This window comes from Beijerinckia indica subsp. indica ATCC 9039 (assembly GCF_000019845.1).
Classification (GTDB): Bacteria; Pseudomonadota; Alphaproteobacteria; order Rhizobiales; family Beijerinckiaceae; genus Beijerinckia; species Beijerinckia indica.
In genome coordinates, this window is the sequence record NC_010581.1 from 952,794 (window position 1) to 979,364 (window position 26,571).

At 56.4% G+C, this 26,571-nt stretch carries 13 protein-coding genes; 9 read left to right on the forward strand and 4 right to left on the reverse strand.

Annotated elements, in window-relative coordinates:
• Positions 1-162 precede the first annotated feature (162 nt).
• The 3 genes from BIND_RS04305 (at position 163) to BIND_RS04315 (ending at position 12,507) form a co-directional block, all read left to right on the forward strand.
• The gene (locus tag BIND_RS04305) at positions 163-8,295 is read left to right on the forward strand and encodes a hybrid non-ribosomal peptide synthetase/type I polyketide synthase (RefSeq protein ID WP_012383853.1); all 8,133 of its coding nucleotides are present in this window, start codon (positions 163-165) and stop codon (positions 8,293-8,295) included.
• Complete coding sequence (locus BIND_RS04310; protein ID WP_012383854.1) at positions 8,292-11,114, forward strand: condensation domain-containing protein; 2,823 nt, start codon at positions 8,292-8,294, stop codon at positions 11,112-11,114. Before BIND_RS04305 ends, BIND_RS04310 begins: the two co-directional genes overlap by 4 nt.
• 217 nt (positions 11,115-11,331) lie before the next feature.
• Entirely contained in the window at positions 11,332-12,507 is a 1,176-nt protein-coding gene (locus BIND_RS04315) for an alpha/beta hydrolase (RefSeq protein WP_012383855.1), read from the forward strand.
• Here BIND_RS04315 and BIND_RS20475 read toward each other — a convergent pair.
• Positions 12,417-13,127, reverse strand: coding sequence for a 4'-phosphopantetheinyl transferase family protein (locus BIND_RS20475; RefSeq protein ID WP_012383856.1), 711 nt, complete (start codon positions 13,125-13,127; stop codon positions 12,417-12,419). The two genes, BIND_RS04315 and BIND_RS20475, sit on opposite strands and share 91 nt — an antisense overlap.
• Before the next feature lie 159 nt (positions 13,128-13,286).
• The gene (gene pepN, locus BIND_RS04325) at positions 13,287-15,944 is read right to left on the reverse strand and encodes an aminopeptidase N (RefSeq protein WP_012383857.1); all 2,658 of its coding nucleotides are present in this window, start codon (positions 15,942-15,944) and stop codon (positions 13,287-13,289) included.
• Between the two features lie 199 nt (positions 15,945-16,143).
• On the opposite strand from pepN, the gene BIND_RS04330 reads away from it, so the two are divergent.
• Positions 16,144-16,701: an SRPBCC family protein gene (locus tag BIND_RS04330; protein ID WP_012383858.1), complete on the forward strand. Its 558-nt coding sequence runs from the start codon at positions 16,144-16,146 to the stop codon at positions 16,699-16,701.
• 39 nt (positions 16,702-16,740) lie between these two features.
• Here the strand turns inward: BIND_RS04330 and BIND_RS04335 are convergent, their stop codons facing one another.
• Together BIND_RS04335 and BIND_RS04340 are read right to left on the reverse strand one after the other, a co-directional pair.
• Positions 16,741-18,069, reverse strand: coding sequence for an MFS transporter (locus BIND_RS04335; RefSeq protein WP_012383859.1), 1,329 nt, complete (start codon positions 18,067-18,069; stop codon positions 16,741-16,743).
• A 13-nt stretch (positions 18,070-18,082) separates the two neighbouring features.
• A complete protein-coding gene (locus tag BIND_RS04340; RefSeq protein ID WP_012383860.1) occupies positions 18,083-19,522 on the reverse strand; it encodes a cation diffusion facilitator family transporter in 1,440 nt (479 codons plus the stop codon).
• A gap of 729 nt (positions 19,523-20,251) precedes the next feature.
• On the opposite strand from BIND_RS04340, the gene BIND_RS04345 reads away from it, so the two are divergent.
• The 5 genes from BIND_RS04345 (at position 20,252) to BIND_RS04365 (ending at position 26,545) form a co-directional block, all read left to right on the forward strand.
• Positions 20,252-20,692: a VOC family protein gene (locus BIND_RS04345; protein WP_012383861.1), complete on the forward strand. Its 441-nt coding sequence runs from the start codon at positions 20,252-20,254 to the stop codon at positions 20,690-20,692.
• Between the two features lie 299 nt (positions 20,693-20,991).
• Positions 20,992-22,002 (forward strand): polyprenyl synthetase family protein, encoded by a 1,011-nt coding sequence (locus BIND_RS04350; protein ID WP_012383862.1) that lies wholly within the window; start codon positions 20,992-20,994, stop codon positions 22,000-22,002.
• A 154-nt stretch (positions 22,003-22,156) separates the two neighbouring features.
• Positions 22,157-23,389 (forward strand): cell wall hydrolase, encoded by a 1,233-nt coding sequence (locus tag BIND_RS04355; RefSeq protein WP_012383863.1) that lies wholly within the window; start codon positions 22,157-22,159, stop codon positions 23,387-23,389.
• A gap of 338 nt (positions 23,390-23,727) precedes the next feature.
• On the forward strand, positions 23,728-25,446 hold the full coding sequence (locus tag BIND_RS04360) for a tetratricopeptide repeat protein (RefSeq protein WP_012383864.1): 1,719 nt from the start codon (positions 23,728-23,730) through the stop codon (positions 25,444-25,446).
• Positions 25,447-25,600: 154 nt separating this feature from the next.
• The gene (locus tag BIND_RS04365; protein WP_012383865.1) at positions 25,601-26,545 is read left to right on the forward strand and encodes a 4-(cytidine 5'-diphospho)-2-C-methyl-D-erythritol kinase; all 945 of its coding nucleotides are present in this window, start codon (positions 25,601-25,603) and stop codon (positions 26,543-26,545) included.
• Positions 26,546-26,571 lie beyond the last annotated feature (26 nt).

A 26,571-nucleotide genomic window follows, 5' to 3' on the forward strand; every position in this document is an offset into this window, starting at 1 on the left:
TAGGAAAAGCACTGTCATGGCGGGGAACGGGAAGACTCGTGCAATGAAGTTTCTCTTTTCTCCAAGTAAACTTATATTTTGACTTCAGATACTTTATGTAAAAATGAAACTTATCAATAAAATCATTTGGGTCCTTTTTGAAGACTCACCGGAGGTGAGGCAGTGACGCAAGACGATGACCACCGCCTCGATGGAGCCGTTCTCCCCGAAGGGGCAGTTGCGATTATTGGGATTTCCGGCCGTTTTCCAGGCGCTTCCGATGTTGCAGGTTTTTGGCGCAATATCAAAGAGGGGCGGGATTGCATTGCGCATTTTCGGGACGATGAACTTGATGACACATTTTCTGCGCAAGTGCATGCGGACGCCAATTTCGTAAAGGCGCGGCCGGTCCTCGATAATGTCGATTTATTCGATGCTGGTTTTTTCGGCATGCATCCGCGTGAAGCGGCGTTGACAGATCCTCAGCACCGTCTGTTTCTTGAATGTGTATGGGAAGCTTTGGAGGATGGCGGCTATGATCCGTCAGCCTATCCTGAGCCGATCGGTATTTTTGCCGGTTGCACCATGAATACTTATTTCCTGAACAATGTCTGCGCTGACCGGGAGGTGATCGAGGATTTCACCAATAATTTTCAGCTCGGAAATTATTCGATGATGGTCGGGGCCGGCCAGGAGTTTATGGCCACGAAAGTGGCTTATAAGCTTGATCTGCGCGGCCCTGCGGTCAATATCGGCACGGCTTGTTCCACCTCGCTGACGGCTGTCGCTCAGGCCTGTCAAAGCCTCCTCTTATATCAAGCTGATATGATGTTGGCGGGAGGGTCTTCGATCAGTTTTCCGCAAATGCGCGGTTATCTTTATCAGGAAGGCGGCATGGTCTCGCCGGACGGATATTGCCGTCCTTTCGACATCAACGCAGCAGGCACAGTGTTTGGTAGCGGCGTCGGCGTGGTTTTGTTGAAACGGCTCGAAGACGCGGTTGCCGATGGCGATCAGATTTATGCTGTAATACGGTCCGCCGCTGTCAATAATGATGGGAGCGGAAAGGCTGGCTATACGGCGCCGAGCATCGATGGCCAGGCCGGAGTCATCCTTTCTGCTCATGCGACTGCAGGGATTAATGCGCGGTCGATCGGTTATGTGGAATGTCATGGAACTGCGACACCGCTTGGCGACCCGATCGAATTTGAGGGGCTTGTCAAGGCTTTTCGATTGACGACCGAAGATCGCGGGTTTTGTGCCCTCGGTTCGGCGAAAGCGAATGTTGGCCATCTCGATGCCGCAGCCGGGATTATCGGTCTGATCAAGGCAGTCATGACCTTGCGCGACAGCACAATACCGCCGCTTCTCCATTTTTCAGCTCCCAATCCGCAAATCGATCTCGCAGACAGTCCCTTTTTTATCAACAAGGAAACCTATGCTTGGCCGAAAGGTGACGAACCACGCCGGGCGGGCGTGAGCGCCTTTGGTGTCGGCGGGACCAATGTTCACGTCATCCTTGAGGAAGCACCTTTACCGGTCCAAAGCCCTGCAACGGTCACGAATGGCGTTTACACTCTGCCTCTGTCCGCCCGGAGTTCACTGGCGCTCGAGCAGATGAAGCTTCGGCTTGCTGATCATTTGGAATCAGCTCCTGATCTCTCGCTTGATGATGTCGCATATACATTACAGGTTGGGCGGCGTCGGTTCGATCATCGCACGGCCCTTGTCTGTCACGATCTGTCAGATGCCATAGTGAAATTGCGGGCCAAGGGGGGAACGCTAAAAGAAACGCTTGCTGTCCCAAATCCTTCCTTAGCATTCATGTTTCCAGGGCAGGGGACCCAATATGCGGGCATGGGCCAGGCTCTCTACGATAGTCAGCCGGGTTTTCGTGAAATCATTGATCAGGGCGCGGATTTTCTCGCTCCCCTTCTCGGTGCTGATCTCCGTGATGTGCTTTATGGATCTCGACCCGCGGATGAGGAAGATCCGCATCCGATCCGCTCGACGTTGTTTGCCCAACCGGCGCTTTTCCTTGTTCAATATGCAACGGCTCATCTCTTCACAGGCTATGGCTTCCAACCCAATGTGATGATTGGCCATAGTATTGGTGAATTCGTAGCCGCGACTCTTGCGTCGGTTTTGACATTCGAGGAGGCGCTCGGGTTTATCGCGGAACGGGCGCGCCTGATGCAAAGCATGCCCACCGGCGCCATGCTGAGTGTGCGATTGCCGGAAATGGATTTGAAGGCGATTCTGCCGCGCGAACTTGATATAGCCGCGGTGAATGCACCGGAGCTTTGTGTCGTTTCTGGTCCTACTGCAGAAATCGATGCTTTTGCCACGCTGCTGGCGCAACGGGATATTGTTGCGCGACAACTCCACACATCGCATGCGTTTCATTCCCGCATGATGGACCCGGTCGTGGCGTCCCTGAAAGACACTGCGTCACGCATACACTTTCAAGAACCTAAGATCGCCTATGTGTCTTGTATCAGTGGGCAATGGATAACCACTGAAGACGTGACATCACCCCTATACTGGGCGGAGCATTGCCGGCGTACGGTCCGTTTTGCCGATGCTCTCCAGACAATGCGGGAGAGAGGCAATCCGGTTTTGCTTGAAGTGGGTACGGGCCAAACCTTGACCACGCTCGCCAATCAAGCTGCCGCCAAGCGGAAAAAGGAAGAGCAGGATCAAAAAGGGACGCTTCTTCGCGGTGCTATCTCTTCGTTGCCAGACGCATCGCGCGGTGTCGATGATGTGACGGCATTGTCCGAAGCCGTCGCCAAACTGTGGATGGAAGGGTGCGAACCCGATTGGGCCTCGGTGAATGCTGGGCCTTGCCGGCGCGTGTCTTTGCCGACTTATCCATTTGAACGCAAAAGCCATTGGATTAAGGCGCCACAATCTCAGTATAGGATGCACGAAGGTCTGCCACCGGTGGTTGAAGAGCAAGGGGTTGAGCCTTCCGGATACCCCCTTTCTTCCTATCCTTTACAATCTCATATTCCGATAAATACTGATTTTATGCCTTCTCAGAATATTTTGAAGAGTTCCACGGAGCCGACGATGAATATGGTGACTAATCCGCGCGCTGACGGCACCTCGCGCATTCATCGTCTTACCGATAAGATCGTTGAAATTTTTGACGCCCTTTCCGGGGATCAGATCGGCGAGACTGATTATGGCACGAGCTTTCTCGAGCTTGGTTATGATAGTCTGTTTTTGGCGCAAGTCGCGACGCAAGTGCAGAAAACCTTCGGTATCAAGGTCACATTCCGGCAATTGCTGAATGATTTCCCTACCGTTCAAAGCCTTGTCGCGCATCTTGATGAGATTGTGCCTCCTGATCCCGTCGTTGAGCAGATAGCCCCTCGTCCCATTCTTGCTGCGACCTCGGTGGCTCCAATGAGTCCATCTCCCATACCTTTGCAGACGGAGAGCGTGCAGACTCCCGCGGGTCTTGAAGGTCTGTTCCGGGAGCAATTGCATGCGATGCAATTGCTGTTGTCGCAGCAATTGCAGGTCTTGCAAGGGGGAACGGCGAGCGGGCTCGGCGTAGCCGGGCCAAATGTTTCTGCGAATGTTTCTTTGGCCCCTGCGGGCTCCTCCATTCCTTCAGTCTCCCCAAAAGCTGCGTCGAAAGCGTCAAAGGATGACAAAGTCAGTGAGGAAGGCGAGACATCTGCGCGCTTCAAAATCTACCGTCCTGGGACGACGACACATTCCGACGATCTGACTCCGACACAAAAAGCTTTCATTGACGATCTCGTCAAACGCTATTCGGCCCGTTCACACGGTTCGAAGGACATGACGCAGGCCTATCGTCCGGTCCTTGCCGATCCTCGCGCCGCCAACGGCTTTCGGCAGGAATGGAAGGAAATGGTCTATCCGGTCGTTTGCGCCCGTTCCAAGGGTTCAAAGATCTGGGATGTCGATGGCAACGAATATGTCGATCTCGTCAATGGCTTTGGCCAGACGGCTTTCGGTCACGCGCCTGATTTCGTGCTCGATGCGGTCAGCGAGCAGATGAAACTTGGTTTCGCGATTGGTCCTCAGACACCGCTGGCCGGCGAAGTGGCAACGCTGTTTACGGAAATGACCGGCAATGAACGCGTCACTTTCTGTAATACCGGTTCCGAAGCGGTCATGGCGGCGATGCGTGTCGCGCGCGCTGTGACGGGACGCGATCGGGTCGTCGTTTTTAACGGCGCCTACCATGGTCAATTCGACGAGGTTCTGGTCAAAGGTGCGAGCCGGAATGCGTCGCCGCGCGCCTTGCCTGTCGCTGCGGGCATTCCACGAGGCTCCGTCGAGAATATGGTCGTCTTGCCTTATGCGACGCCGGAAAGTCTCGAATGGATCCGGCAGAATGCGGATGATCTCGCGGCGGTGGTCATCGAGACCGTGCAGAGCCGTCATCCCGCCTTCCAGCCCAAGGCCTTCATCGAGGAAATTCGTGCAATTACCGAAAAATCGGGAACGGCGCTGGTCTTCGATGAGGTTGTGACCGGATTCCGCGTTCACCCCGGCGGAATGCAAGCCCTCTTTGGTATTCGTGCCGATATGGCGACCTATGGCAAAGTCGTCGGCGGCGGCATGCCGATCGGAGTCCTCGCTGGTAAATCCCGGTTCATGGATGCGCTCGATGGAGGGCAATGGCGCTACGGCGACGATTCCTTCCCTGAAGTCGCGCCGACCTTTTTCGCTGGTACTTTCGTGCGCCACCCGCTGGTTTTGGCCGCCGCCAAAGCCGTCCTCTTGCATCTCAAGGCGGCGGGTCCGCAGTTACAGGAAAATCTGACGGCGCGTACAGCCAACCTTGTGGCTCGCATGAATGCCGAACTTGAACGGCGCGGGATCGCCACGCGGGTCGAAACATTCAGCAGCTTCTTCTACATGAATTTCAGCTCGGAAGACCATCTGGCCACGCTGCTATTCATTCATATGCGGCTCCTTGGCGTTCATATTCTTGATGGCTTCCCCGGCTTCCTGACAACAACCCATAGCGACGCCGACATCGAACATATTTTCACGACTTTCTGCGCGAGCCTGGAAGCTGTGCAGAAGGCGGGTATTCTGGTTGGTTCCAGCGCGAAGCCTGCGGTGGCTCTGTCACCGGCCTTATCGGCGCCCGCTTTGCCGGCCGACGTGCCGTTGACGGAACCGCAAAAAGAGATCTGGCTGGCTGCTCAGTTAGGCGATGCAGCATCCTGCTCCTTCAATGAATCGGTCAGTCTCGATTTCAAAGGGCCTCTGAACGAGAAAGCTTTGGCGCTATCGCTGGACGATGTCATTGCTCGTCATGAGGCTTTGCGCGGCTCCTTTGGCAAGACCGGTGAAAATCTGCATATAGCGCCGCAGCTTGTGATCCCCCTCCAGCATCTGGATTTCAGCGCACAGCCGGACCCTGTGTCGGCTTTGCATGATTGGATTGACGAGGATGCGCATACGCCTTTCGACCTTGCGGAAGGTCCCCTGGTTCGTACTGGCCTGATCAAGCTTGCGGCCGAGCATCATGTCTTGGTTTTCACGGCTCATCACATCATTTGCGATGGCTGGTCAGCGAATGTGATCATCAATGATCTCGCGGCCTTTTATGCGGCGCGCAGTGAAGGTCTGGATGTGGGTTTGCCCGCTGCCATGCCCTTCAGACGCTATGCCTTGAATGAAGCTGCGAAGAGAGAAGGGTCGGCTGCAACCGAGGCCTATTGGCTTGATCAATATAAAACCATTCCCGAAGCGTTGGATCTCCCATTCGACCGGCCGCGTCCGGCGCAGAAGTCGTTCAGGGGCGCGACTTATAGCGATACGATCGAGGAAAGCATCTATCGGGGTGTGCGGCAGGCTGGTGCCAAACAAGGCTGCACTTTGTTCACGACGCTTTTCGCCGCGTTCCAAATTTTGATCGGCAAACTGACCGACCACAGTGAAATTGTGATCGGTGTCCCAACTGCCGGGCAAAGCTTGCTGGATGATGAAATCCTTGTCGGGCATTGCGTGAATTTCCTGCCGATCCGTGACTCACTCGATTATGGCAAGACTATTGCCGATCATTTGCAAAATGTTCGGCGTGTCACGGGAGAGGCGTTCGATCATCAGGATTTCACTTTCGGCACCCTGGTCAGGAAGCTCAACCTGCGTCGCGACCCGCGGCGTCTGCCACTGACCTCGATTCAATTCAATGTGGAAAAGCTCGGCGAAAACGCGAATTTTCCCGGTCTTTCCACCAATATGTCACCGAATGCCAAAGCCTTCGTCAATTTCGATCTCTTCATGAATGTCATCGAATCCGACAAAGGATTACGGATCGATTGTGACTACAGCACTGATCTCTTCGATGAAGCGACAATCGCGCGTTGGGTTGGCTATTTCCGGACGCTGCTTGTGTCCATGACGCGTGATCTGACGCAAACGCTCGCCAAGGTCTCGCTGCTCTCGTTGGAGGAGCGCAACTGGCTCGTGACGACCTTGAACGAGACCAGGGCCGAACCTGATTTACGTCCAGTTCCCGAGTTGATTGCCACCCAGGTGGCAAAGACGCCAGACGCGGTCGCCGCTGTTTTCAACAATGTTGCGCTGACCTATCGGGAACTTGATGAAAGGGTGAACCAGCTCGCGGGGATTGTACGCGCCCAAGTGCCAGGTGAGGGCCGCCGCATCGGTCTCGCCGTTGAGCGGTCACTCGATATGTTGGTGGCTTTGATTGCGATCATGAAAGCGGGTCATGCTTATGTGCCTCTCGATCCGCATCATCCGGCCGCGCGTCTCCAGCTGATCCTGGATAAAGCCGATGTATCCGCACTGATCTGCGAAAACGATCACATTGCGACGCTTGCGGGATCCTTACCCGTGATACGTCTTGACGCTTCTCGCGGACCTTCAGTCATGGATGCGAACCTGCCGCCAGTGAATGTGGATTCGAGCTGCTATATCCTGTTCACTTCTGGCTCCACGGGTACACCGAAGGGCGTTGAAGTCACGCATCGCTCGCTGGCCAATCTGGTCTGGTCGATGGTCGCGGCTCCTGGCTTCAAAGCGGGTGATGTGATCGTTGCCGCCACCACGATTTCCTTTGATATTGCGGCTTTTGAACTCTATGTGCCGTTGATCGTCGGTGGCACCGTCGTCATCGCGAGCCGTGATGACATCAAAGGTGGCTTCGGATTTGTGTCTCTCGTCGAAAAGACGCACGCAACGGTCATTCAGGCGACACCGACCTTGGCGCGGATGCTGCTGGAAGCAGGACTGACGCCACGTTCCGATTTGAAGGTGCTGTGCGGAGGTGAAGCCTTGCCGCGCGACCTTGCGAATGCGCTTCTTGAAAATCAAGGCGAGCTTTGGAACGGTTATGGACCGACCGAAGCGACGGTTTATGCGTCGACGGGCAGAATCTTCCCTGGGACGGGACCGGTTTCCATTGGTGAGCCTGTCTATAATACGCAATTGCACGTTCTGGATAGTCATCGGGAGCTCGTGCCCGTCGGGGTCACAGGCCAATTGTATATTGGAGGCATGGGACTAGCGCGGGGTTATTTTCAGCGTCCAGAACTAGACGCCGAGGCCTTCTCGGTCTTCGCGGTGGGCGATGGTGCGCCGCAGCGCTACTACCGCACGGGCGATGCCGTGCGCCGCTTGCCGGATGGAAGCATTGAATATCTCGGACGTCTCGATCAGCAGATCAAGTTGCGGGGATATCGTATCGAATTGGGTGAAATCGAGAGTGTCATGCGGCAATCTCCTGGTGTCCAGGATTGTGCCGTGGCCGTCTATACACCAAAGGATGGTTTGCCGCGTCTCGTCGGTTATTATGTGCCGACTGTTGATCAGCAGAAGGTTCCGACGTCAGAGTTGACCGCTTATGCGGGGGGCCACCTTCCGGACTATATGGTGCCGAGCCTATGGATTGCGATCGAGAAATTTCCGCTGACGCCGAGCGGTAAACTCGATCGAAAGGCCTTGCCCCAACCCGAAGCCGGCACTTACACGGAAAACCGGGTGATCACACCTCCGACGACGCCACTCGAAACGCAACTCGTCGCGATTTGGAAGGCAATCCTCAAGGATGAAGAGATTGGCATTCACGATAATATCTTTGCCTTGGGTGCCGACTCCATTCGAATTTTCCGCATCGCCGTGCGTATGCGTGAGGAGAACATCAATCTCTCGGCGGCCGATCTGATGCAGCATCCGACGATTGCGGAACTGGCGGAAGTCGCGGCTCACACGACAGTGAGTGGGAAACCGAAATCTCCCTCTTTGGCAAGTTTCAGGCGTGGAAATAATAATACCGCTGGAGCTGCTCGATGAGTACTTCACTGTCTCCTGAACTGAAGCAAGAGGACGGCAAGGGTCCATCAGAACCGCTGTTGTTTCCATGTTCTTCATCGCAAGAAAGATGTTGGTTTATAGACGCCTTGAGCCCAGGGACATCGGCGCTTAACGTCGCCCTGCGTTGGGAGATCAAAGGCCGTTTCAGCCGGGATACTGTCGAACAGGCTTTTCAAAAAGTCATTGACCGGCATGAAATCCTGCGCACCCGCTTTCTCGTGAAAGACGGTGCGCTCTTTCAGGAAGTCGCGCCTCATTATCAATTCAAGCTGACGGTCATTGATCTCACCATCCATCCGGAAGAGAAAAGGCTTGACGAAGCCCTGGCGCTTGGCGCTCGCGAAGCGCATCTGCCCTTCGATGTCGCAAATTTGCCGCTCATTCGAGCAAGTCTGCTCATGCTCTCGCCGACGCATGCCATCATCCTGGTGGCTATGCATCAAATCGTGTTTGATGGTTCGTCGATCCGCATCCTTGCCAATGATTTTGCGACATTCGCCGAGGCGATTGACGCGCATAAGACGCCGGATCTTCCCGAACTTCCGCTGCAATATGGCGATTTCTCCCTTTGGCAGAAAGAATATTTCTCTAGCGAAGGATTCGAGACAGAAGCTGCTTTTTGGAAAAAGCAGCTTGCTGGAATGCGCTATTTCGAGATTCCGTCCGATTATAAGCGTCCACCGCTGCCAACGACCAATTGCGAGATTTTAGCATCGGTCCTTCCTGGTGATCTCGGCAGTAAAATCGAGGAAACGGCGCGGAACTATAATGTGACGCTGTTCAGTCTGGGCTGTGCAATCATTGGTGCGACGCTGCATCGCTACACGGGGCAGAACGAAGTCATCTTCGCGACGCAGATTGCCAATCGGGACGAGCCAGAACTCGAAAATATGATTGGTATTTTTATCAATAATATTGTGATGCGTCTGAATACGAGCGGCGATCCGACGTTTCGGGAATTCGTTGGAAATGTAAACAAAGTCGTCCAAAACTCTCTCATTCACCGGCGTATGCCGTTTAATAAGCTTGTCGAGCTTCTCAATCCACCTCGTGATCCGAGCCGTTTGCCGCTCATCTCCGTCAGTTTTACGGTCTTGTTTGACGTCATGGAAAGCAAGCGTTACGGCAATTTCGAATTAATAGGGCAGCCATCGCTTTCCGCAGGAACAGTTTACGATTTCAACTTCTTTCTTGTTCATTGGCCGAGCGGCTGGCGCATGGCCGTGGAATATAACAAGGATCTGTTCGATCGTGCGACAGCTCAGGGCCTGTTAGATTTTCTGGTCAAAACTTTCGAGCTCATCATCCAGCGTCCGCAAGATCATTTGTCGGTGCTGCAACCACCCTTGCGCGAGACTGCGAAAATATTGCAGGCCGCCGACGAGCGTTTCACCGATCTCAACGAAGCGCTGTTGCGTCATTCAGATGTTGGTGACGTTGTCGTTGTCCCGCATGCGAGTGCCTCCGGTAACCCTCGTGCCTATGTCTATGTCGTGCCCTCCATGGGGTCACCCACCCCTCTGGAAACTCTTCCCAAAAAGCTTCTTGATTATGTGGCGCGGACGCTTCCGGGAATAGAACAACCGGAGGGCATCAGTATTCTGCTGACTTTGCCGCGATTGGCGGATGGGTCGGTGAATTTTGCGGCATTGCCGCAACCGTCTCCGGCTTCTGCTTCCGTGGAACCCGTCTCTCACGCAGCCGAATATGACGGTGCTCAGGGCCTGATCGAAGCCAAGCTCGCCTCGATCTGGGAAGACGTCTTGAAAGTCAAAAATGTCAGGCCGGATTCAAATTTCTTCGAGCTTGGCGGCCACAGTCTTCTTGCCGTGCGGATGATGGTCCAGGTTGAACAAACATTTGGGACAAAGCTCGATATATTGACCTTGTTCCAATCGCCGACCATACGCCAATTCGCCAAACATTTATCGCTTCCTGAAAAGCCTGATGATCATTGGACCATTGTTTCGATTCAGCCTGAAGGCGATAAAATACCGATCATCATCATCAATAATACGATGCGATATTACAATCTCGCGCGGATGATCGGCAGTGATCGGCCGATGATTGGCATACAATTAGAAGATATGACTGGCTCGCGGCCTGTGTCCGGCCGCAGTTTGAGCGATATTGCCTCGGATTACATCGCTCCAATAAGAGCAGCGCGACCGCATGGACCCTATATTCTGGGGGGATTATGTGTGTCCGGGTCGATCGCCTATGAGGTGGCGCATCAGCTTCGCCAAGCTGGCGAATCCGTGCCGCTCGTCATCATGGTCGACAATTGGGTGACGCCACATCTGAAATTTTTGCCCCGTTTCCTTTATGGGCTTGAATTTAAAATAAATTACATGCTCGAGGATTGGGGTCGGTTGCGCCGGGGTGAGGAGAATATTTCGCAAATTCTTGTGAGATATCAGAAACTCCGTAAGTCAGGGCTGCTGCATCTTGCTGCCGCCTTGCGGCTCATTCCGAAATTGCCGCCTAGACCCGATGATGAAACGGCGAAACGGCTGGAACAGAACTATCTCAGTTTCTATCCTCATTTGATGACTGCGCGTGCCTATTATACGCCGCCTCGCACGAATGATCATGTCGTCGTATTGGAAAGCGACGAGACAGCGGCTTATTTTTCCGATCCATTGTTGGGCTGGGATACTGTCGCCAAAGGAAAATTGGATGTCTGGCGGATCCCTGGCCTCCATGAAGAGATCTTGTATGATGAAGGTGCGCGTCTCATCGCGGACCATTTGCGGCCGGTTCTGGCCGATGTGGATAGCAAATATCCCCGCAGGTGAGGCGGCGATATGCACAAGACGAGAGCATTGGACATCCAAGATAAAACGTGTCCGATGCCTCAGTCATTTGAAAGCAAGATTGATTTAAAAGAAGTATCGACTTTTATCGTTCTAAGAAGAGGCCTCGCGCTTGGTTCCGGAGAGGCTCAGATCCAATCGAAGTAACCCATAAATTATTCTTTGGGCTCGGCTCTGCTCTTTAAACCGGAAAGCCAGCATGCGTTTCCTAGCCTTTTTTATCGCTATTATGGTCGCATTGGTCGTTGGTAATCTCCTCTTTGATAATGCGTTCCGACGTCTCGCGCAGGCCTCCTATCTTTATGTCAGTGATCAGTTTCCGAACGGTGTGACGGGTCCCTTTTCGGTCGCCTCCGTGACGTTCCAAATGGCATCGAAGGAAGCCGATGGGCGGATCATCACGACCCAATTGTGGTATCCGACCAAGGGCGGTGATAGTCCTGACCCGCCAGTGAAAGACGTATCGTTATCAGTGGAACAGGACTGCGAAAAGCTCGTCGGTTCCTTGGCACTCGCGGACGCCCCGTCTCCTTTCGGCCTGCTTCTCTACGCGCCGGGTAATGGCGGTAACAAATTGGAAAACCGGGCTACATCGGAATTCCTGGCCAGTCATGGTTATCTCATCCTCGCATTGGAGGATGGTCCTGCCATCCCGCTGGAATTCGGTTCGGCGGAACGCCTGCGTGAAACGATCCGGCTTGGAGCAGAAAAAGCCCAGAGGGATGCACAAGCTGCATTTCAAACACTCGATCGTTTCACTCAATGCGCACGAGAAAAGTGGGCAGGACAGGTTACCTTCGACCATATTGGTTTCTTTGGCTTTTCTCTTGGCGGCAGCACAGCCGCGCAAGCTGCCATCGACGATCCGCGCATTGCCTCCGCAGTCAATCTGGACGGCTGGCTGTTTGGTCCCGCTGCTGATGGAAAAATAGAAAAGCCCTATATGGCTCTCCTAACCGATGATGTTGATCTGCATTCCAATGCGCTCCGAAAGTCTTTGGCATCTCTTAATCCAGCCATTCATTACCAGGCTGATCTCGACGCCCATTTCGCGCATATGCAGGCGGTTTTGACGAACCGGCCTGGCAATTATGGATTCTGGATTCACGGCGGCGATCACCAGAGTTTTAATGATAGCCTTTTGAAACAGGCATCCTCTCATTTCTGGTTCCGAGGCGAGGCCACGCGGATCAAAACTGCCAAGGATGCCTATCTTCTCGCATTTTTCGATACGACAGTGAAAGGATTACCACCTTCCCCGCTTCTGACACAGAATCCTTCACCCTATCCGAAGGTTGAGGTTCTGAAGGATAATCGACAGTGGGGGGATGCGATCGCCAGCGCTCCAATACAATCGGAACTCGGTTCAAAGTGAAAAATCTGCCAGCGACGTGAGGCCTCCGCATCGTCACGCAAGCGCAGCAATTGGGCTGGTTCCCCGGGCTTTAAGGACACATCGAAGGAATCGAGGGGGATGGACAGCCCTCCGCCGAGCGCTTTGACGAAAGCCTCCTTGCGTGTCCAGGCCTGAAAGAATGCGCGCGAGCGATCGGCGGGTGGCAAGGCTGCAAGGTCGGCGCATTCGCGCGGTGAAAAACAGTGTCCGGCGATATCTTCTTCCAGGGGACGGATGTATTCGATATCAACGCCGATATCATGGCCGATTGTTACACCAAGCGCCGCCAGGCCTTCCGAATGGCTGAGATTGAAAGTAAGGCCGCTGGCTGTTTGTCCAGCAAGGCTTGGTTTGCCTTGAGCGCCATAGGCAAAACAAAGGCTGGCGGGCGTTTCATGGGTATAAGAGGCTAATCTCTCCCGTAATCCCCCTCGCGCGGTAATGAACCGTCTCGCGTGGCGTCCGTGGACGAAGCGTTCGACCCGGGCTTTTTCATCATCACTGAGAAAAGCATAGAGGCGAGCGCGTTCCTTTGAGTCTATGTCGAGCGACCAAGTCCATAAATCGATTGCGTCTGGATGTGGCGGGCACGCGGTCATGACAAAGGACAGTCGCTAGGGTGTTTTGTTCATCTCTATCATCACGCGAGACGCCAGAAGACCGTCTCGCGTGATGATGTTTTGATGTGTCATCTTATCCATCGGTCATAGGCAATGACCGATGGACCATTCTTGCGTCATATTTCGCGACCCTTGCTATTAGCCGAGTGAACGCTCGGCAATATCCTTGACGTCTGGTGAGAGACCCGAGACGGAGGCGACCCGGCGCAGCGCAGCTTCCGCCAAACCCTGCCTTTTGGTTTCAAGCGAGCGCCAACTCCGGAAGGCGGCGAGCAGCCGCGCGGCGACTTGTGGGTTGATGGAATCGAGTTCGAGGACGATGCCGGCCAGGAAATCATAGCCGCTGCCGTCGGCGGCATTGAATTGCGTCTGGTTGCCGGTGGCAAATGCGCCGATCAAGGAGCGCGTCCGGTTGGGATTATGGAGCGAAAAAGCCGCATGCTGCATCAAGCTCTTGACCCTCGCCAGCGTTTCCGGTTCGGGGATCGTCGCCTGCAGGATAAACCATTTGTCGATGACCAGGGCCTCGCTGGCATGGGTGGCGTAAAAGGCTTCGAGAGCCTTTTCCCGTTCCGGGCCAGCATGGGCTGTCAAAATCGAAAGTGCGGCGATCTTGTCGGTCATTGTCGTCGCGCTTTCGAATTGCTGCAGCGCGAGCGGCAGGCCTTCCTCTGGGTTTCCGGCACAGAAGAGATCGAGCGCAGCATTGCGCAAGGCGCGCCGCCCGGCGGCCGTGGCATCCGGGGAATAGGGGTCCTTGCTCGTCAGGGCCTGATAGGTCTGTAACAGATTGGGTTTCAACCCTTCGCCAATGGCCTGACGCAAGGCCTTGCGAGCGCCATGGATCGCGTCCGGATCGACATTCTCACCGATTTCCCGCGCGAGATCGGCTTCCCCTGGCAAGGTAATGACCTGTGCGATGAAGGCGGGGTCGGAGCTTTGTTCGAGCACGCGCAGCAAGGCATCGATGAAGGCCTCGTCATAGATGGGTTTGCGTCCGGACCGCACCACTTCGACCGCATGCAGCAATTGGCGCGTGGCATAGGTCTGCGCCGCCTGCCAGCGATTGAACGAATCCGTGTCATGGGCGACGAGGGTTAGAAGATCGGCCTCGCTCGATGAATTGCCGAGACGGACCGGCGCCGAGAAACCGCGCAGGAGCGAGGGGACGGGGCGCGTGGGAACGGATTGGAAGACGACGCGTCGGCGCGTCGTGGCGAGCTCGATGACGCCGCGGGCGAGCTCGTCCTCGCTGGCTTGATCAGACCCGCCGGCTTGCAGCGCGATCGGTGCGCCGTCGCTCGCGATGAGACCGAAGGCGATGGGAATGAGAAAAGGCTGTTTGGTGTCTTGGCCGGGCGTCGGCTTACAGCTCTGCGTGAAATCGAGCGTCAGGGTCTGGGCTTGCTTATCATAAGCGGATTCGACCTCGACGTGCGGCGTGCCTGATTGATGATACCAAAGGGAAAATTGAGTGAGATCGCGCTTTGCCGCCTCGGCGAAACAGGCGATGAATTCCTCGATAGTCGCGGCCGTGCCGTCGTGGCGGGCGAAATAGAGATCCATGCCTTTGTGGAAGGCTTCGTCGCCAATCAGCACTTTCAGCATGCGGATCAGTTCCGCGCCTTTTTCATAGACGGTCGCGGTGTAGAAATTATTGATTTCGAGATAGGTATCCGGCCGCACATTATGGGCGAGCGGGCCCGCGTCCTCGGGAAATTGCTGTGACCGCAAAGTGCGGACATCAGCGATGCGGCGCACCGCGCGCGAGCGCATATCAGCGGAAAATTCATGATCGCGATAGACGGTGAGCCCTTCCTTCAGGCAGAGCTGGAACCAGTCGCGGCAGGTGATGCGGTTGCCGGTCCAATTGTGGAAATATTCATGCGCGATGACGGCTTCTATCTGCGCATAATCCGTATCGGTCGCGGTTGCGGGTGAGGCCAGGACATATTTGTCATTGAAGACATTGAGGCCTTTGTTCTCCATCGCGCCCATGTTGAAATCCGACACGGCGACAATGTTGAAAACATCGAGATCATATTCGCGGCCGAACACCTCCTCGTCCCAGGCCATCGAGCGTTTCAGCGCATCCATGGCATAAGTGGCGGAGGTTTCTTTGCCGGGCTCTACGTAAATGCCGAGCGCGACATCGCGGCCGGAGCGGGTGACGAAACGATCGTGGATCGAGCCTAAAATTCCGCCGACCAAAGCGAAGAGATAGCAGGGTTTTGGGAAGGGATCGTGCCAGATGGCGAAATGGCGGCCGGTTCCTTCGATCGTGCCGCTTTCGATGCGGTTGCCATTGCCGAGCAGGACCTGCGCCTCGCGAAAATCGGCCTCAATGCGCGTCGTGTAAACACTGAGAACATCCGGGCGATCAAGGAAATAGGTGATACGCCGAAAACCTTCCGCCTCGCACTGGGTGCAATAAGCGGTGCCGGAGCGGTAGAGGCCCATGAGCCTCGTATTGGCGGTTGGGTCGATTTCCGTCTCGATTTCGAGATGAAAGGGCTCCTGGGGCGGCGTTTCAAGGCGTAATTGATCGGGCGTCAGGAACAGACCCGAGGAATCGATCTGCGCGCCATTCAGCAGGACATATTTGGCTTTGAGATCATCGCCATCGAGAATGAGGGGAGCACCAGGCACGCCTTTCGGGTTGGGACGAAGAGAGAGCTTGGATTGCACCCTCGTGGCCGTCGCATGCAGCTTGATATCGAGCTCGACGCGATCGATCAGATAATCCGAGGGCCGATAATCGGCGAGGCGAACGGGTTGAGGGATGTCTGTACGCATGAAGGCCTCGATGGGAAACAAGTCGCTCGGGACGCGCCAAGATTGGCAGGGTGGCGTGGATCATAGGCTTTCGACGCGCCTGGTCAAAGCCTGCTCTTGACCTTGGCCTTTCTCCTGATCACCCTCTCGGGATAAAGGTCTGACGGACTCGATTCCGAACTCCACTCGCAAGAATGATCGCAATAAGGGAGAGACGAGCATGGTTGGAGCATATCCAGGGTTGATTCGCGTGTGCGGAATCTTATTGCTGGAATTGGGTCTCCCATTGCCGGCCTCGGCGCAAGAATTGCCGCTTCAAAAAGTCGTCGAGAGCGTCGAGATTGATGCCGCGCCCGAAAAGGTGTGGTCCGTCGTCGGCACTTTCCACGATATGAGTTGGCTGCCTGGAGTGGTCAAGACCTCGGGAACGGGCGGTAATACGCCCAAAGAGGCGAAACGGACCCTTGCATTTGGCAGTGGCGCGACGATCGAGGAAGAGCTGACCCATTATAATGCCGCGGGGCTCACCTATTCCTACAGGATCGTCCAAGTCGATCCGAAGGTCCTGCCGGTCACGCATTATACATCGACCCTCACGGTGCTGGCGCCTGAGGCTGGCGGCAAGACCAAGCTGGAATGGGAGGGGGCTTTCGCACGTGCTTCCACCGAAAAGGAGCCGCCGCCCGAGTTCAATGACGCCGCTGCGGTCAAGGCGGTGACGGCGGTCTATCGCGCCGGGCTCGAGAATGTGAAGAAAAAGAGTGAAATCTCGAAATGAACAATTTCGGCGTCGGCGACATCCTCTGACAAGAACAGATTAAAGGATCGGACGCGATTCGATGGGACCGTCTGAATTCTCGAGCGAGGCCTGCTCCGCACGGCGGCGTCTCAGCCTCGCGGCCATGACGCCTCCTACGCCCAAAGTCGCCACTCCAAACAGGATCAGCACGAGGGAGGCGGAGAGGCCGATCAAAGGGCTTTGCAGCAAGGAGGCGCTCAAAGTCGCGCCGATGATCATGAGGGCAGTCACAACATTGACGCCGCCGATCGCCCTAGCGCGCAGGGCTTTTTCGGCATTGGCCTGAATCATGGCGAAGAGGGGGACCACGAACAGTCCGCCCGAGAGGGCAAGCGCGATGACGTCGAAGGCGAGACGCAGGCCGAGACCTTGACCGAGAAAATCCACAAGGTTGATCGTCTCCTCGGTTGCGGGCAGGCTCAAAGTGGCAAAACCCAGATCGATGAGGAAGATCGCCATGCCGAAGGCCGCCGGCGCCACGAAGCGCAAGGGTGGCCTGCCATGGGCCAGCAGTGCTGCGAAGATCGAGCCGAGGCCGATGCCTAAGGCAAAGAGAGCGGTGATCGCCGTCTCGACGTCGAGACCCCCGCCGAGCTTATGCCGAATGATGGTTGGCACGAGGGAAACGGCGACAGCGGCATTGACCCAGAACCAGGAAATCGCCAGCCCACCGAGCCAGAGTTTGGGACTGGCGCGCAGCACAACAAGCAGCGCTCTGGTCGAGACGAATGGATTGCGGTGAATAGTAAGATGGGGATCGGCCGCGCCGGTCGAGGGGATAAAGAGGCTGGTGACGAAACAGGCCGTCGCTATCGCCAGCAATTGCAAGGCGATGGTTTCAGGGTCGCGGCCATGCGCGGCGGCAAAACCGCCGAAGGTCAGGCCGAGCAGGATGGCGAGAAAGGTCGCCGCTTCGATCAAGGCATTGCCGGCCGTCAATTCTTCCAGCGAGAGAAGATCTGGCAAAATGCCATATTTGATGGGGCCGAACAAAGCCGCGATCGTGCCGAGTCCGAACAAAGCGGCAAATAGCAAGGGCAGGGAGCCGTACCAGAAGCCGATCGCCGCCATGGCTTGCACACCCAGTTCGGCCACCTTCAGATATTTGGTCACGGTCGCTTTGTCATGGGCATCGGCCAATTCGCCGCCGAGCCCCGACAGAACAAGGGAAGGCAGAATAAAGATCGCGACAGCCAGTGTGACGAGTGGCCCGGCCTCGGCGGCGCCAAGCCGGAACAGGACCAGCATGGCCAGCATGTTGCGCACGAAATTGTCGTTGAAGGCCGAAAAGAACTGGCACCAGAACAACGGGGCGAAGCGGCGCTGCCGCAAAAGTCCGAAGATCATCGAATCTTTGCCTTCAACTTTCCCATTCGGCCTGGCCAAGGCTGGCCTTGAGCGGTTCGGCATGGCCGATAATGCGCGAAATATCCGCGAAATCGCTCCGCATGCCATGATCGAGTTCATCGACATGGCGGTGGACCTCACCGACGGGCAGATCGGGATCGACGCGGCAATGATAATTGATGACAAGGCCCGCCGGTGTCTCACGGACGCGGACGTTGTGGATTTCGAAAATGGCGCCGTCGAGACGTGCATTCTTGATCAAATGGTCCTTGATATCTTCTATTTTGGCGGCCGGCGCATCCTGGCCCGGTAGTTCGGCCGGCATTAGCGGTTCGATATGACTTTCGACCTCGATATCTGGGCCCAGTTCGCGAGCAATCTCTCCCTCGAGGCCTGAAACGATCTCATGGGCGGTCCCATGCGCCATGGCACCGTCGAGTTCGACATCGAAACCGACCGAGGTCTTGCCGTCGATTTCCTGCACAGTCACATGATGGATCGGAATATGCCGTTTGGCGGCGATGAGGAGGATGCGCTCGAGCATCGTTTCATCGCCCAGGGCAATCGGCTGCATGGTCATGGTGAGAGAGACGTCCGGATGGGCCTTGGTGACGGCGGCGAGAACATTCGCTTTGATCGCGGCGGCCTTTTCGAGGGGCAGGGTCCGGGCGATGAAAATATTCATGTCACCGACGACTTGGTGACCGAGCGGTCGCAACCGTAGATTGCCGATCTTGATGACGCCGGGCACGCCGGCCACGATGACGCGAATCTTTTCAGCGAGGCCTTGGGGGGCCGCGTCGAGCAGCGTATCGATCGTCCGGCGCCCCAATTGATAGCCGGTGAAGCCGATGAAACCCGCGACCATCAAGGCCGCAAGCGCATCGCCCTCCGGGAAACCCGCCCGTGCCAGACCAAGGCCGAGAAGGGCCATGCAGGAAGCCGCAGCATCAGCCAGAAAATTCAGCGCTTCGGCCGCGAGCGCATGACTTTTCGTGGTTTTGGCGAGCGTATGGAGGGAGCGCCAGCGCCAGAGGTCGACAACCAGGGAAATGATCAGAACACTGAAGGCGAGAAGGCCCGGGTTGACGATCACGTCCCCATCGAGCAGGCGCCGGACCGCTTCGATCAGAATGAAGGCCGCGAAGGCGAACAACAGGCTCATCTGGATCAGGGCCGCGAGCGCTTCGACCTTGGCATGTCCATATTGATGCGTTTCGTCGGCTGGCTGATGGGCGATGCGCAAAGCGACGAAAGTCATCAGTGAGGTCAGAATGTCTGAGAAATTATTCGCGGTCTCGGACATCAGGGCCAAGGAGCCGGAGGCGAGGCCAGCAATGAACTTGGCGATGGTCATGGCGGATTTGACGCCGACCGAAATCAGGGCCGCGCGTTCCTTGGTCCTGAAATGATCGCTCGACGCCGCCGGCACCGTGGCTTCGCTCGCCTGCATAATGTGAAACCTCGAATGAGATAAGGTTGGAAAGGGTGCCTCACCCCGTCGCGTTTCCTCTGTCTCCTCAAAACAGGTCCATGTTTTGGAGGAGACATTTTATGTAATCGTTATTGCAAATTTTATAACGTTGGCGCTTGGCTGGCGGCTTTTTCATGCAAAGGCGGGTGAGGGGCGGCTGCTTGGCGAAGAGCTCAATGGCTGCGATTTCTCACACAGGATCGGTCACAAGACCTGACCGTCCAGACACTCTCGCATTCTCTCCAACCTTTGGAAAATCAATTAAGAACGAAACCAGGAGACGGTTTCAGTCTCCTGATATCGGATCCGTGATCGTTGATCGCGGTGCGCGGCCTGCCGAATTCTGGTGCCCATGGTATAGTATCGGAAAGCGCCAGATGGCGATTCCCGGTCTATTTCTCGAGTTTTTGTTTTTCAGAGGGTTAGCAAGATTTCGAGGGGTTCGACGGGCATCTTTTATGATCTTTGGTCTAATATCGCAACGGCGAGCGACAGCCTCGAACCGGAGTGGATATACTTTTTAAGATAAATTTTATGCTTTTATAAAGACTTATAGCATGGCTGACGCGACCGGATTCAGGGGGCTGTGCCATAAGTCTGCGGGGGCGGATCAATTTCGCGGTGGAGAGTCGGAGACAGCCAGGCAACGATCGTGGCAAAGGAATTTCAGCAAGCGTATTTCGGCAAGAATTCGTAAAAGGGACAGCCATGGAATATCTGCACACAATGATCCGGGTGACCGATCTGGAACAATCGCTGGACTTTTATTGCAACAAGCTCGGTCTCGTCGAGGTCCGGCGCGTCGAGAGCCAGAAGGGCCGCTATACTCTGGTCTTCCTCTCCGCGCCGGGGGACATGGAACGGGCGATAAAGTTCAAGGCGCCCCTGATTGAACTCACCTATAATTGGGATCCTGAAACCTATGGCGGCGGGCGCAATTTCGGCCATCTTGCCTATAGCGTCGAGGATATTTACGCGACCTGCGACAGGCTGATGAAAAAGGGCGTTGTCATCAACCGCCCACCCCGCGACGGGCAAATGGCCTTTGTGCGTTCCCCCGACAATATTTCGATCGAAATCCTGCAAAAAGGCGAGCCCCTGCCGCGTCAGGAGCCCTGGGCTTCGATGGAGAATACTGGCGTTTGGTAGAGCCTGACGCGGCGGAGCGACCCGATTGCCGGTCTTCGCCGCAAGACAAGGATGATTGAGGTCGTTCGGCGGAAAACGTGCGGTAAATAGGCCACACTCTTGCCTCGGCCTTGCCCGGGGCGGTCTCAAACCTGTTGCAAGGCAGGCTCAGTCCTGCAACAGACTATTGTGAAATCCTCAGGTTGCAGGCCGGATTGATCGGTTCTAGTTTCCTCGGCAGGATCGGCTATCTCGATCTCGGCTCTATGATTTTGCCGAGGGTCTGAGATCTTGAATAGGGCCGCGATCGGAGATCTGAGTTGGGTATTGTGATTCCTCTCGAAGACGCAAAAGAGTCCGGCATCGAAAGGCTCCTTGCCCTGGTGACGCCCGATATGGAGCGCGTCAATCAGACCATTCTTTCGCGGGCTGCCTCCGATGTGACGATGATTCCGGAAGTCGCCAATCATCTGATTTCCTCGGGCGGCAAGAGGCTGCGTCCCATGCTTACATTGGCGGCGGCCGGCCTCTGCGGCTATGGCGGCAATGGGCATATCAAGCTCGCGGCCTCGGTCGAATTTATGCATACCGCGACCCTTCTGCATGACGATGTGGTCGATGAAAGCGATATGCGCCGGGGCAAGCTCGCAGCCCGCATGCTCTGGGGCAATGAAGCCAGTGTCCTCGTTGGCGATTTCCTGCTCGGCCAGGCGTTCAAGATGATGGTTGAGGTGGGCTCGCTCGCCTGTCTCGAGGTTCTGTCCACGGCGGCAGCGGTAATCGCTGAGGGCGAGGTCATGCAATTGGCGGCAGCCAAGGATACTGAGACGGGTGAGGATGATTATCTCGCCGTCATCCGCGCCAAGACCGCAGCCCTGTTCGGCGCTGCCGCTGAGGTCGGCGCCCTTTTGGCGGAACGGCCAAAGGCGGAAATCGCCGCCTGTCGCAGTTACGGGCTCAATCTCGGCATTGCTTTTCAATTGATCGATGATGCGCTGGACTATGGGGGGACCTCCGCCAAGCTTGGCAAGAATGTCGGCGACGATTTTCGAGAGGGTAAGATCACCTTGCCGGTCGTCCTCTGCTTCCGGCGAGGGACCCAGGACGAGCGCATTTTCTGGCGTCGCACCCTCGAAAAGGGGGAAATTGAGGAAGGCGATCTCGATATAGCCATCGCTACAATGCGCAAGCATCGCGCCATCGAGGATACGGTGGAACGGGCCCGCCACTATGGCGCCATGGCGCGTGATGCTTTGGAGCTTTTTCCTGCCTCGCCCTGGAAAATCGCCCTGAACGATGTCGTTGATTTCTGTGTCAACCGCATTTCGTAAATCCTTATCTGTCTCGTTTTGAAACTCTCTCGGCAATTTCCTCTGTAACCGCTTCGCAAGCATAAATAGCGATAACCATTTCCGGATGATGATGTGGCCTCGCCACAAGATCGAATTGGGATGGGTAATGCGCGGGTCGCAGGTCGGATGGGCAATGGGAATCGTCGCACCATGGTGCTTGGCCATGGGCTTGCTCGTCTCGATCAGTGCCGATGCTGGCCAGGAGGCCGTCATGGGAGGGTCCATCGTGGCCTTGTCCCAACGGGCGGCTGTCAGCCCCACCACGCTTGTGCCGGATCTGCCGCTTGATTCATTGACAGCTTCCCCGAGGCTATCGCGGAATTTCGCCGCGGTCGCGGCTTTGCGGCAGGTCAGCCTCGAATTGGGCGAGAAGCAGGATTTTAGCGAATGGGCCGATGAGATCGAGCCGCGCCCCGATCTGAAACGGAGTGGACGGGCTTCCGCGTCAAAGGCCATGCCGGTCATCGATCGTAGCCGAAAGGGCGATCCCCTGGTGGGGCTGCGGCCGACTTTCGATACGCAGTTGCGCCAGAAAGGCGGGCTTGCCAAGCTACGTGCGCATGATCTGTTGTTCACCCATGATGAAACCTCCCCAACGGGTGGCTTTTCGCCAGCCGAGGGTGATGTCGAGGGGCCGGAGAGCGTGGCCTCTTTCGAGCCCTGGCCGGATGGCGAAAGCCCCACGACTGTCCATGCCGCTGGCGATGCCTCACCTGCGGCGACCGGGAGCACGACGACGCGCGCCACTGTCGCCATGCGCCCGAGCGCCCTCAACGAGCGCTTGATGCAGGGCGCGACTCCGGCAACGCCCCGCGCCTTGGCCTTGGCTTCGACGACGCCAGCGCCTGCCGAGGCGACACCTGTAGAAGTCGTGTTCCAGCGCTCCAAAAATGCGCCCGAAACCAGTTACGCCGAGCGGCAGAAGCCGAATTATGCGGCGCTCATCAGTCAGGATCGTGCGGGCAGCGAAAAGCGCTGCCTTGCCGAAGCGATTTATTTCGAGGCGCGCAGCGAGCCCGAGGAAGGGCAGGCGGCGGTCGCGCAGGTCGTGCTCAACCGCGTTTCAAGCGGGCTTTATCCTGCCTCCATCTGCGGCGTCGTTTATCAGAATCGGCAGCATTATCATGGCTGCCAGTTCTCATTCGCCTGCGAGGGAAAATCTCTCAAGATCACCGAGCCCGATGCCTGGCGCACGGCGCTTAAAGTGGCGGATTCTGTGACCGAGGGGCGCACCTATCTTGCCGATATCGGTGGTTCCACGCATTATCACGCGAATTATGTGCGGCCCCGCTGGGCCAAGGCCCTAAAAAAGATGGATGTGATCGGGCACCATATCTTCTATAAATTACGCCCTGGGCAGACGTGAGTCCGATTGGCCCGTGATGCCTTTTAACAAGACACATTCATGGGAAGAGCCGATCGCCGGATTTCGCCGGAGACAGCTTTGGCTTAAGATTGGTTTTGATTGGTTCGGCGCGAGACTTGTCGGGGCAACATAAAATCGCCATCTTTGGCAACGGAACCGCATCCCGTCAAATCGCGCCCAAACTTATTTAACACCTAATTTTTCGCCATTCATTGGCGGAGGGATTGACCAAGAGGTCGCCTGTACTCACACGGAAAGACGATCGCGTGTCCTTCACATTTTCTTCTGCACCGTTTCGCTCTCTCGCATCGTACCGTTTTTTGCCGCGCGGATTGTCCGTGGCCGTCGCCTGTGCTCTGTTGGTTCCAGCCCCCTTGGCGCTGGCACGGGCCCGTGAAAGCCTGGCCATAGCGACACCTTTCGAGGTCGGTGACAGCCCGATCGGCAATTATCTCGCTGCCTATGTCGCAGGCATCGATAAGGACACGCTCGCGGCAGCCACCTATTTTCGCGAAGCCTTGCGTTATGATCCGCATAATTCGGCTTTGATCGAGCGGGCTTTTGTCGCCGCGATTTCGAACGGCAACATGCAGGATGCGTTTGGTTTCGCGGATCGTCTGCTCGCGCGTGATCCCGGTAACGGCCTTGCCCATCTCGCCTTGGGCGTCAAGGCGATCAAGCAGCATCAATATGCGGCCGCGCGCAATCATTTCGCGCGGGGCGGCGCTGGGCACGAACGCGATATTACCGCGACGCTTCTTGCGGCCTGGACCTATGCAGGCAGTGGAGAATACAAGCGCGGGCTTGAACTGGTCGATCGCCTGCATGATGAAAGCTTCGGCGTGTTTCGCGATTTCCACGGCGGCTTGATCGCCGATGTCGCGCATAATCCAACCGAAGCGGCGCGTCGGCTGAAGGCCTCCTATGATACCGACAAGAACACTTTGCGGCTTGTCGATGTCTATGCGCGATTCCTGGCGCTGCATGGCCGCCGTGACGAAGCGATCAAGGTCTATGAGGCCTTCGACGAGATTCTGCCCAATCATCCGATCATCAGCGCCGCGCTTGCCACGTTGAAGAGCGGCAAGACGCTCGAGTCGCCGGTGCGCACACCGGAGGAGGGCGCTGCCGAAGTGCTCTATGGCCTGGGTGCCGCCGGCAGCCGGCAAGGCGACGAACTGGCCGCGATGATCTATCTTCGTCTATCGCTGTTTCTCGCGCCCGAGAACAGCCTCGCCATCATTACGCTTGGCGATATTTATGAACGCATCAAGCAGAACGAGCGGGCGATCGACGTCTATGAAACCGTGCCCGACGATGATCCCTTGCGGATTACTGCCGATATCCAGTCCGGACAGATTCTCGAAGCCCTCGGCCGCACCGAGGAGGCGAACAAATATCTGAAACGAATCGTCGAGGAACATCCGAAGGATAGCGATGCTTTATCGGCGCTCGGCAATCTGCAGCGCGCCCATAAGCAATATGCCGAGGCCATCGAAACCTATACTCAGGCGCTCGCCGCCACGAGCAAGCCGGAAAAGGCCAATTGGCCGCTCTATTATTTCCGTGGCATTTCCTATGAGCGTAACAAGCAATGGCCGCAGGCGGAGGCCGATTTCCGCCGCGCCCTGGCTTTGTTCCCGGACCAGCCTCTGGTGCTGAATTATCTTGGTTATAGCTGGGTCGATCAGGGACTCAATCTCGACGAGGCCTTTGCCATGCTGCACAAGGCCGTGGAATTGCGGCCGACCGACGGTTATATCGTCGACAGTCTTGGCTGGGCCAATTACCGGCTGGGCCGCTATGACGAGGCGGTCAAGGAACTCGAGCGGGCCATTGATCTGAAGCCTTCCGATCCGGTCATCAATGATCATTTGGGTGATGCCTATTGGCGGGTCGGGCGCAAGCTCGAAGCTCATTTCCAATGGAACCATGCGCGTGATCTTGGGCCCGAGCCCGAGGACAAGGACAAGATCCTGGCCAAGATTGAGCACGGGCTTGATGACGAAGAAAAGCCCGCCGCCGCCGAGGCTCGCCCCGCCAAAAACGGGGGATGAAGGTTCAGGCCTAATATCCACCCTCATTGAAGCGGGCCTCGTCGCGGTTCAATGAGGACAAGTGGATAAGTTTAAAAAGTGACGTATCGAGAATCCGTGATTCTCGATACTAGTCTCGTGCCTTGACCTTTCCTTCCTGACCGGAAAAGGAAAATTGTTTTCGTTCCATGGCTCGAACCCGTTCCGTTCGGGCCATGCCCGCCCTTGGATCCTGCCTTTGTCCTCTCCCGCCGTCCTGGTCGAGCGCGCGCCCGCGAAGATCAATCTCACCTTGCATGTGCTCGGCCGCAGTGATGATGGCTGGCATCAGCTCGAAAGCCTTGTCGCTTTTTCCTGTGGCGGGGATCAGCTTTCCCTGACGCCTGGCGAGCCGCTTGGCCTGACGCTTGAAGGACCGACGGCTCCCTTGGCCGGCGACAATGATCAGAATCTGGTTCTCAAGGCGGCTCGCAATCTCGGCCAGCAGATCGAAAATCTGAAATTCGGCGCCTTTCATCTCGTCAAACGCCTCCCGGTTGCGGCGGGCATTGGTGGCGGTTCGTCGGATGCGGCGGCAGCCCTTCGCCTTTTGGCGCGGACCAATGGGATCCCCCTCGATGATCCGCGCCTGATGGCCGCAGCGCGCGCGACTGGCGCCGATGTCCCCGTGTGTCTCGAACGGCGGGCACGCATGATGCGCGGTGTCGGCGAGCAACTTGGCGAGCCGCTTCCTTTGCCTCCGCTCGTCGGGTTGATTGTCAATCCGGGGCAGGCGCTCGAAACCAAGGCCGTGTTTTCCCGCATGAATCTCACGCCTGGATCGCAGACCCATTATGGCCCGCATCCGGCTTTTTCTCCGAACCTTGACAGCTCTGGCTTCCTCGCCCTTCTGCGCAAGGGCCGTAACGATATGGAAGACGCGGCCTCGGTCCTGGCCCCGGTCATTGGCGATGTGCTGGCCATTCTCTCGGCGGCGCGTGGTTGCCAGCTCGCGCGCATGTCCGGGTCCGGCGCGACCTGTTTTGCGCTTTTTTCCGATTGTCGCGCCGCCGCCAAGGCCAAGAAAGTGATTTTGCAAGCGCATCCCAACTGGTGGGTCAAGAGCTGCGCCTTTCGATAAACTGGCGCTTTTTCAAAGAGATAAGA

Excerpts from the sequence above, each read along its gene's own strand:
- BIND_RS04310 (WP_012383854.1), top strand. The coding sequence starts at position 8,292 with ATGAGTACTTCACTGTCTCCTGAACTGAAGCAAGAGGACGGCAAGGGT.
- BIND_RS04315 (WP_012383855.1), top strand. The coding sequence starts at position 11,332 with ATGCGTTTCCTAGCCTTTTTTATCGCTATTATGGTCGCATTGGTCGTT.
- BIND_RS20475 (WP_012383856.1), bottom strand. The coding sequence starts at position 13,127 with ATGACCGCGTGCCCGCCACATCCAGACGCAATCGATTTATGGACTTGG.
- pepN (WP_012383857.1), bottom strand. The coding sequence starts at position 15,944 with ATGCGTACAGACATCCCTCAACCCGTTCGCCTCGCCGATTATCGGCCC.
- BIND_RS04330 (WP_012383858.1), top strand. The coding sequence starts at position 16,144 with ATGGTTGGAGCATATCCAGGGTTGATTCGCGTGTGCGGAATCTTATTG.
- BIND_RS04335 (WP_012383859.1), bottom strand. The coding sequence starts at position 18,069 with ATGATCTTCGGACTTTTGCGGCAGCGCCGCTTCGCCCCGTTGTTCTGG.
- BIND_RS04340 (WP_012383860.1), bottom strand. The coding sequence starts at position 19,522 with ATGCAGGCGAGCGAAGCCACGGTGCCGGCGGCGTCGAGCGATCATTTC.
- BIND_RS04345 (WP_012383861.1), top strand. The coding sequence starts at position 20,252 with ATGGAATATCTGCACACAATGATCCGGGTGACCGATCTGGAACAATCG.
- BIND_RS04355 (WP_012383863.1), top strand. The coding sequence starts at position 22,157 with ATGGGAATCGTCGCACCATGGTGCTTGGCCATGGGCTTGCTCGTCTCG.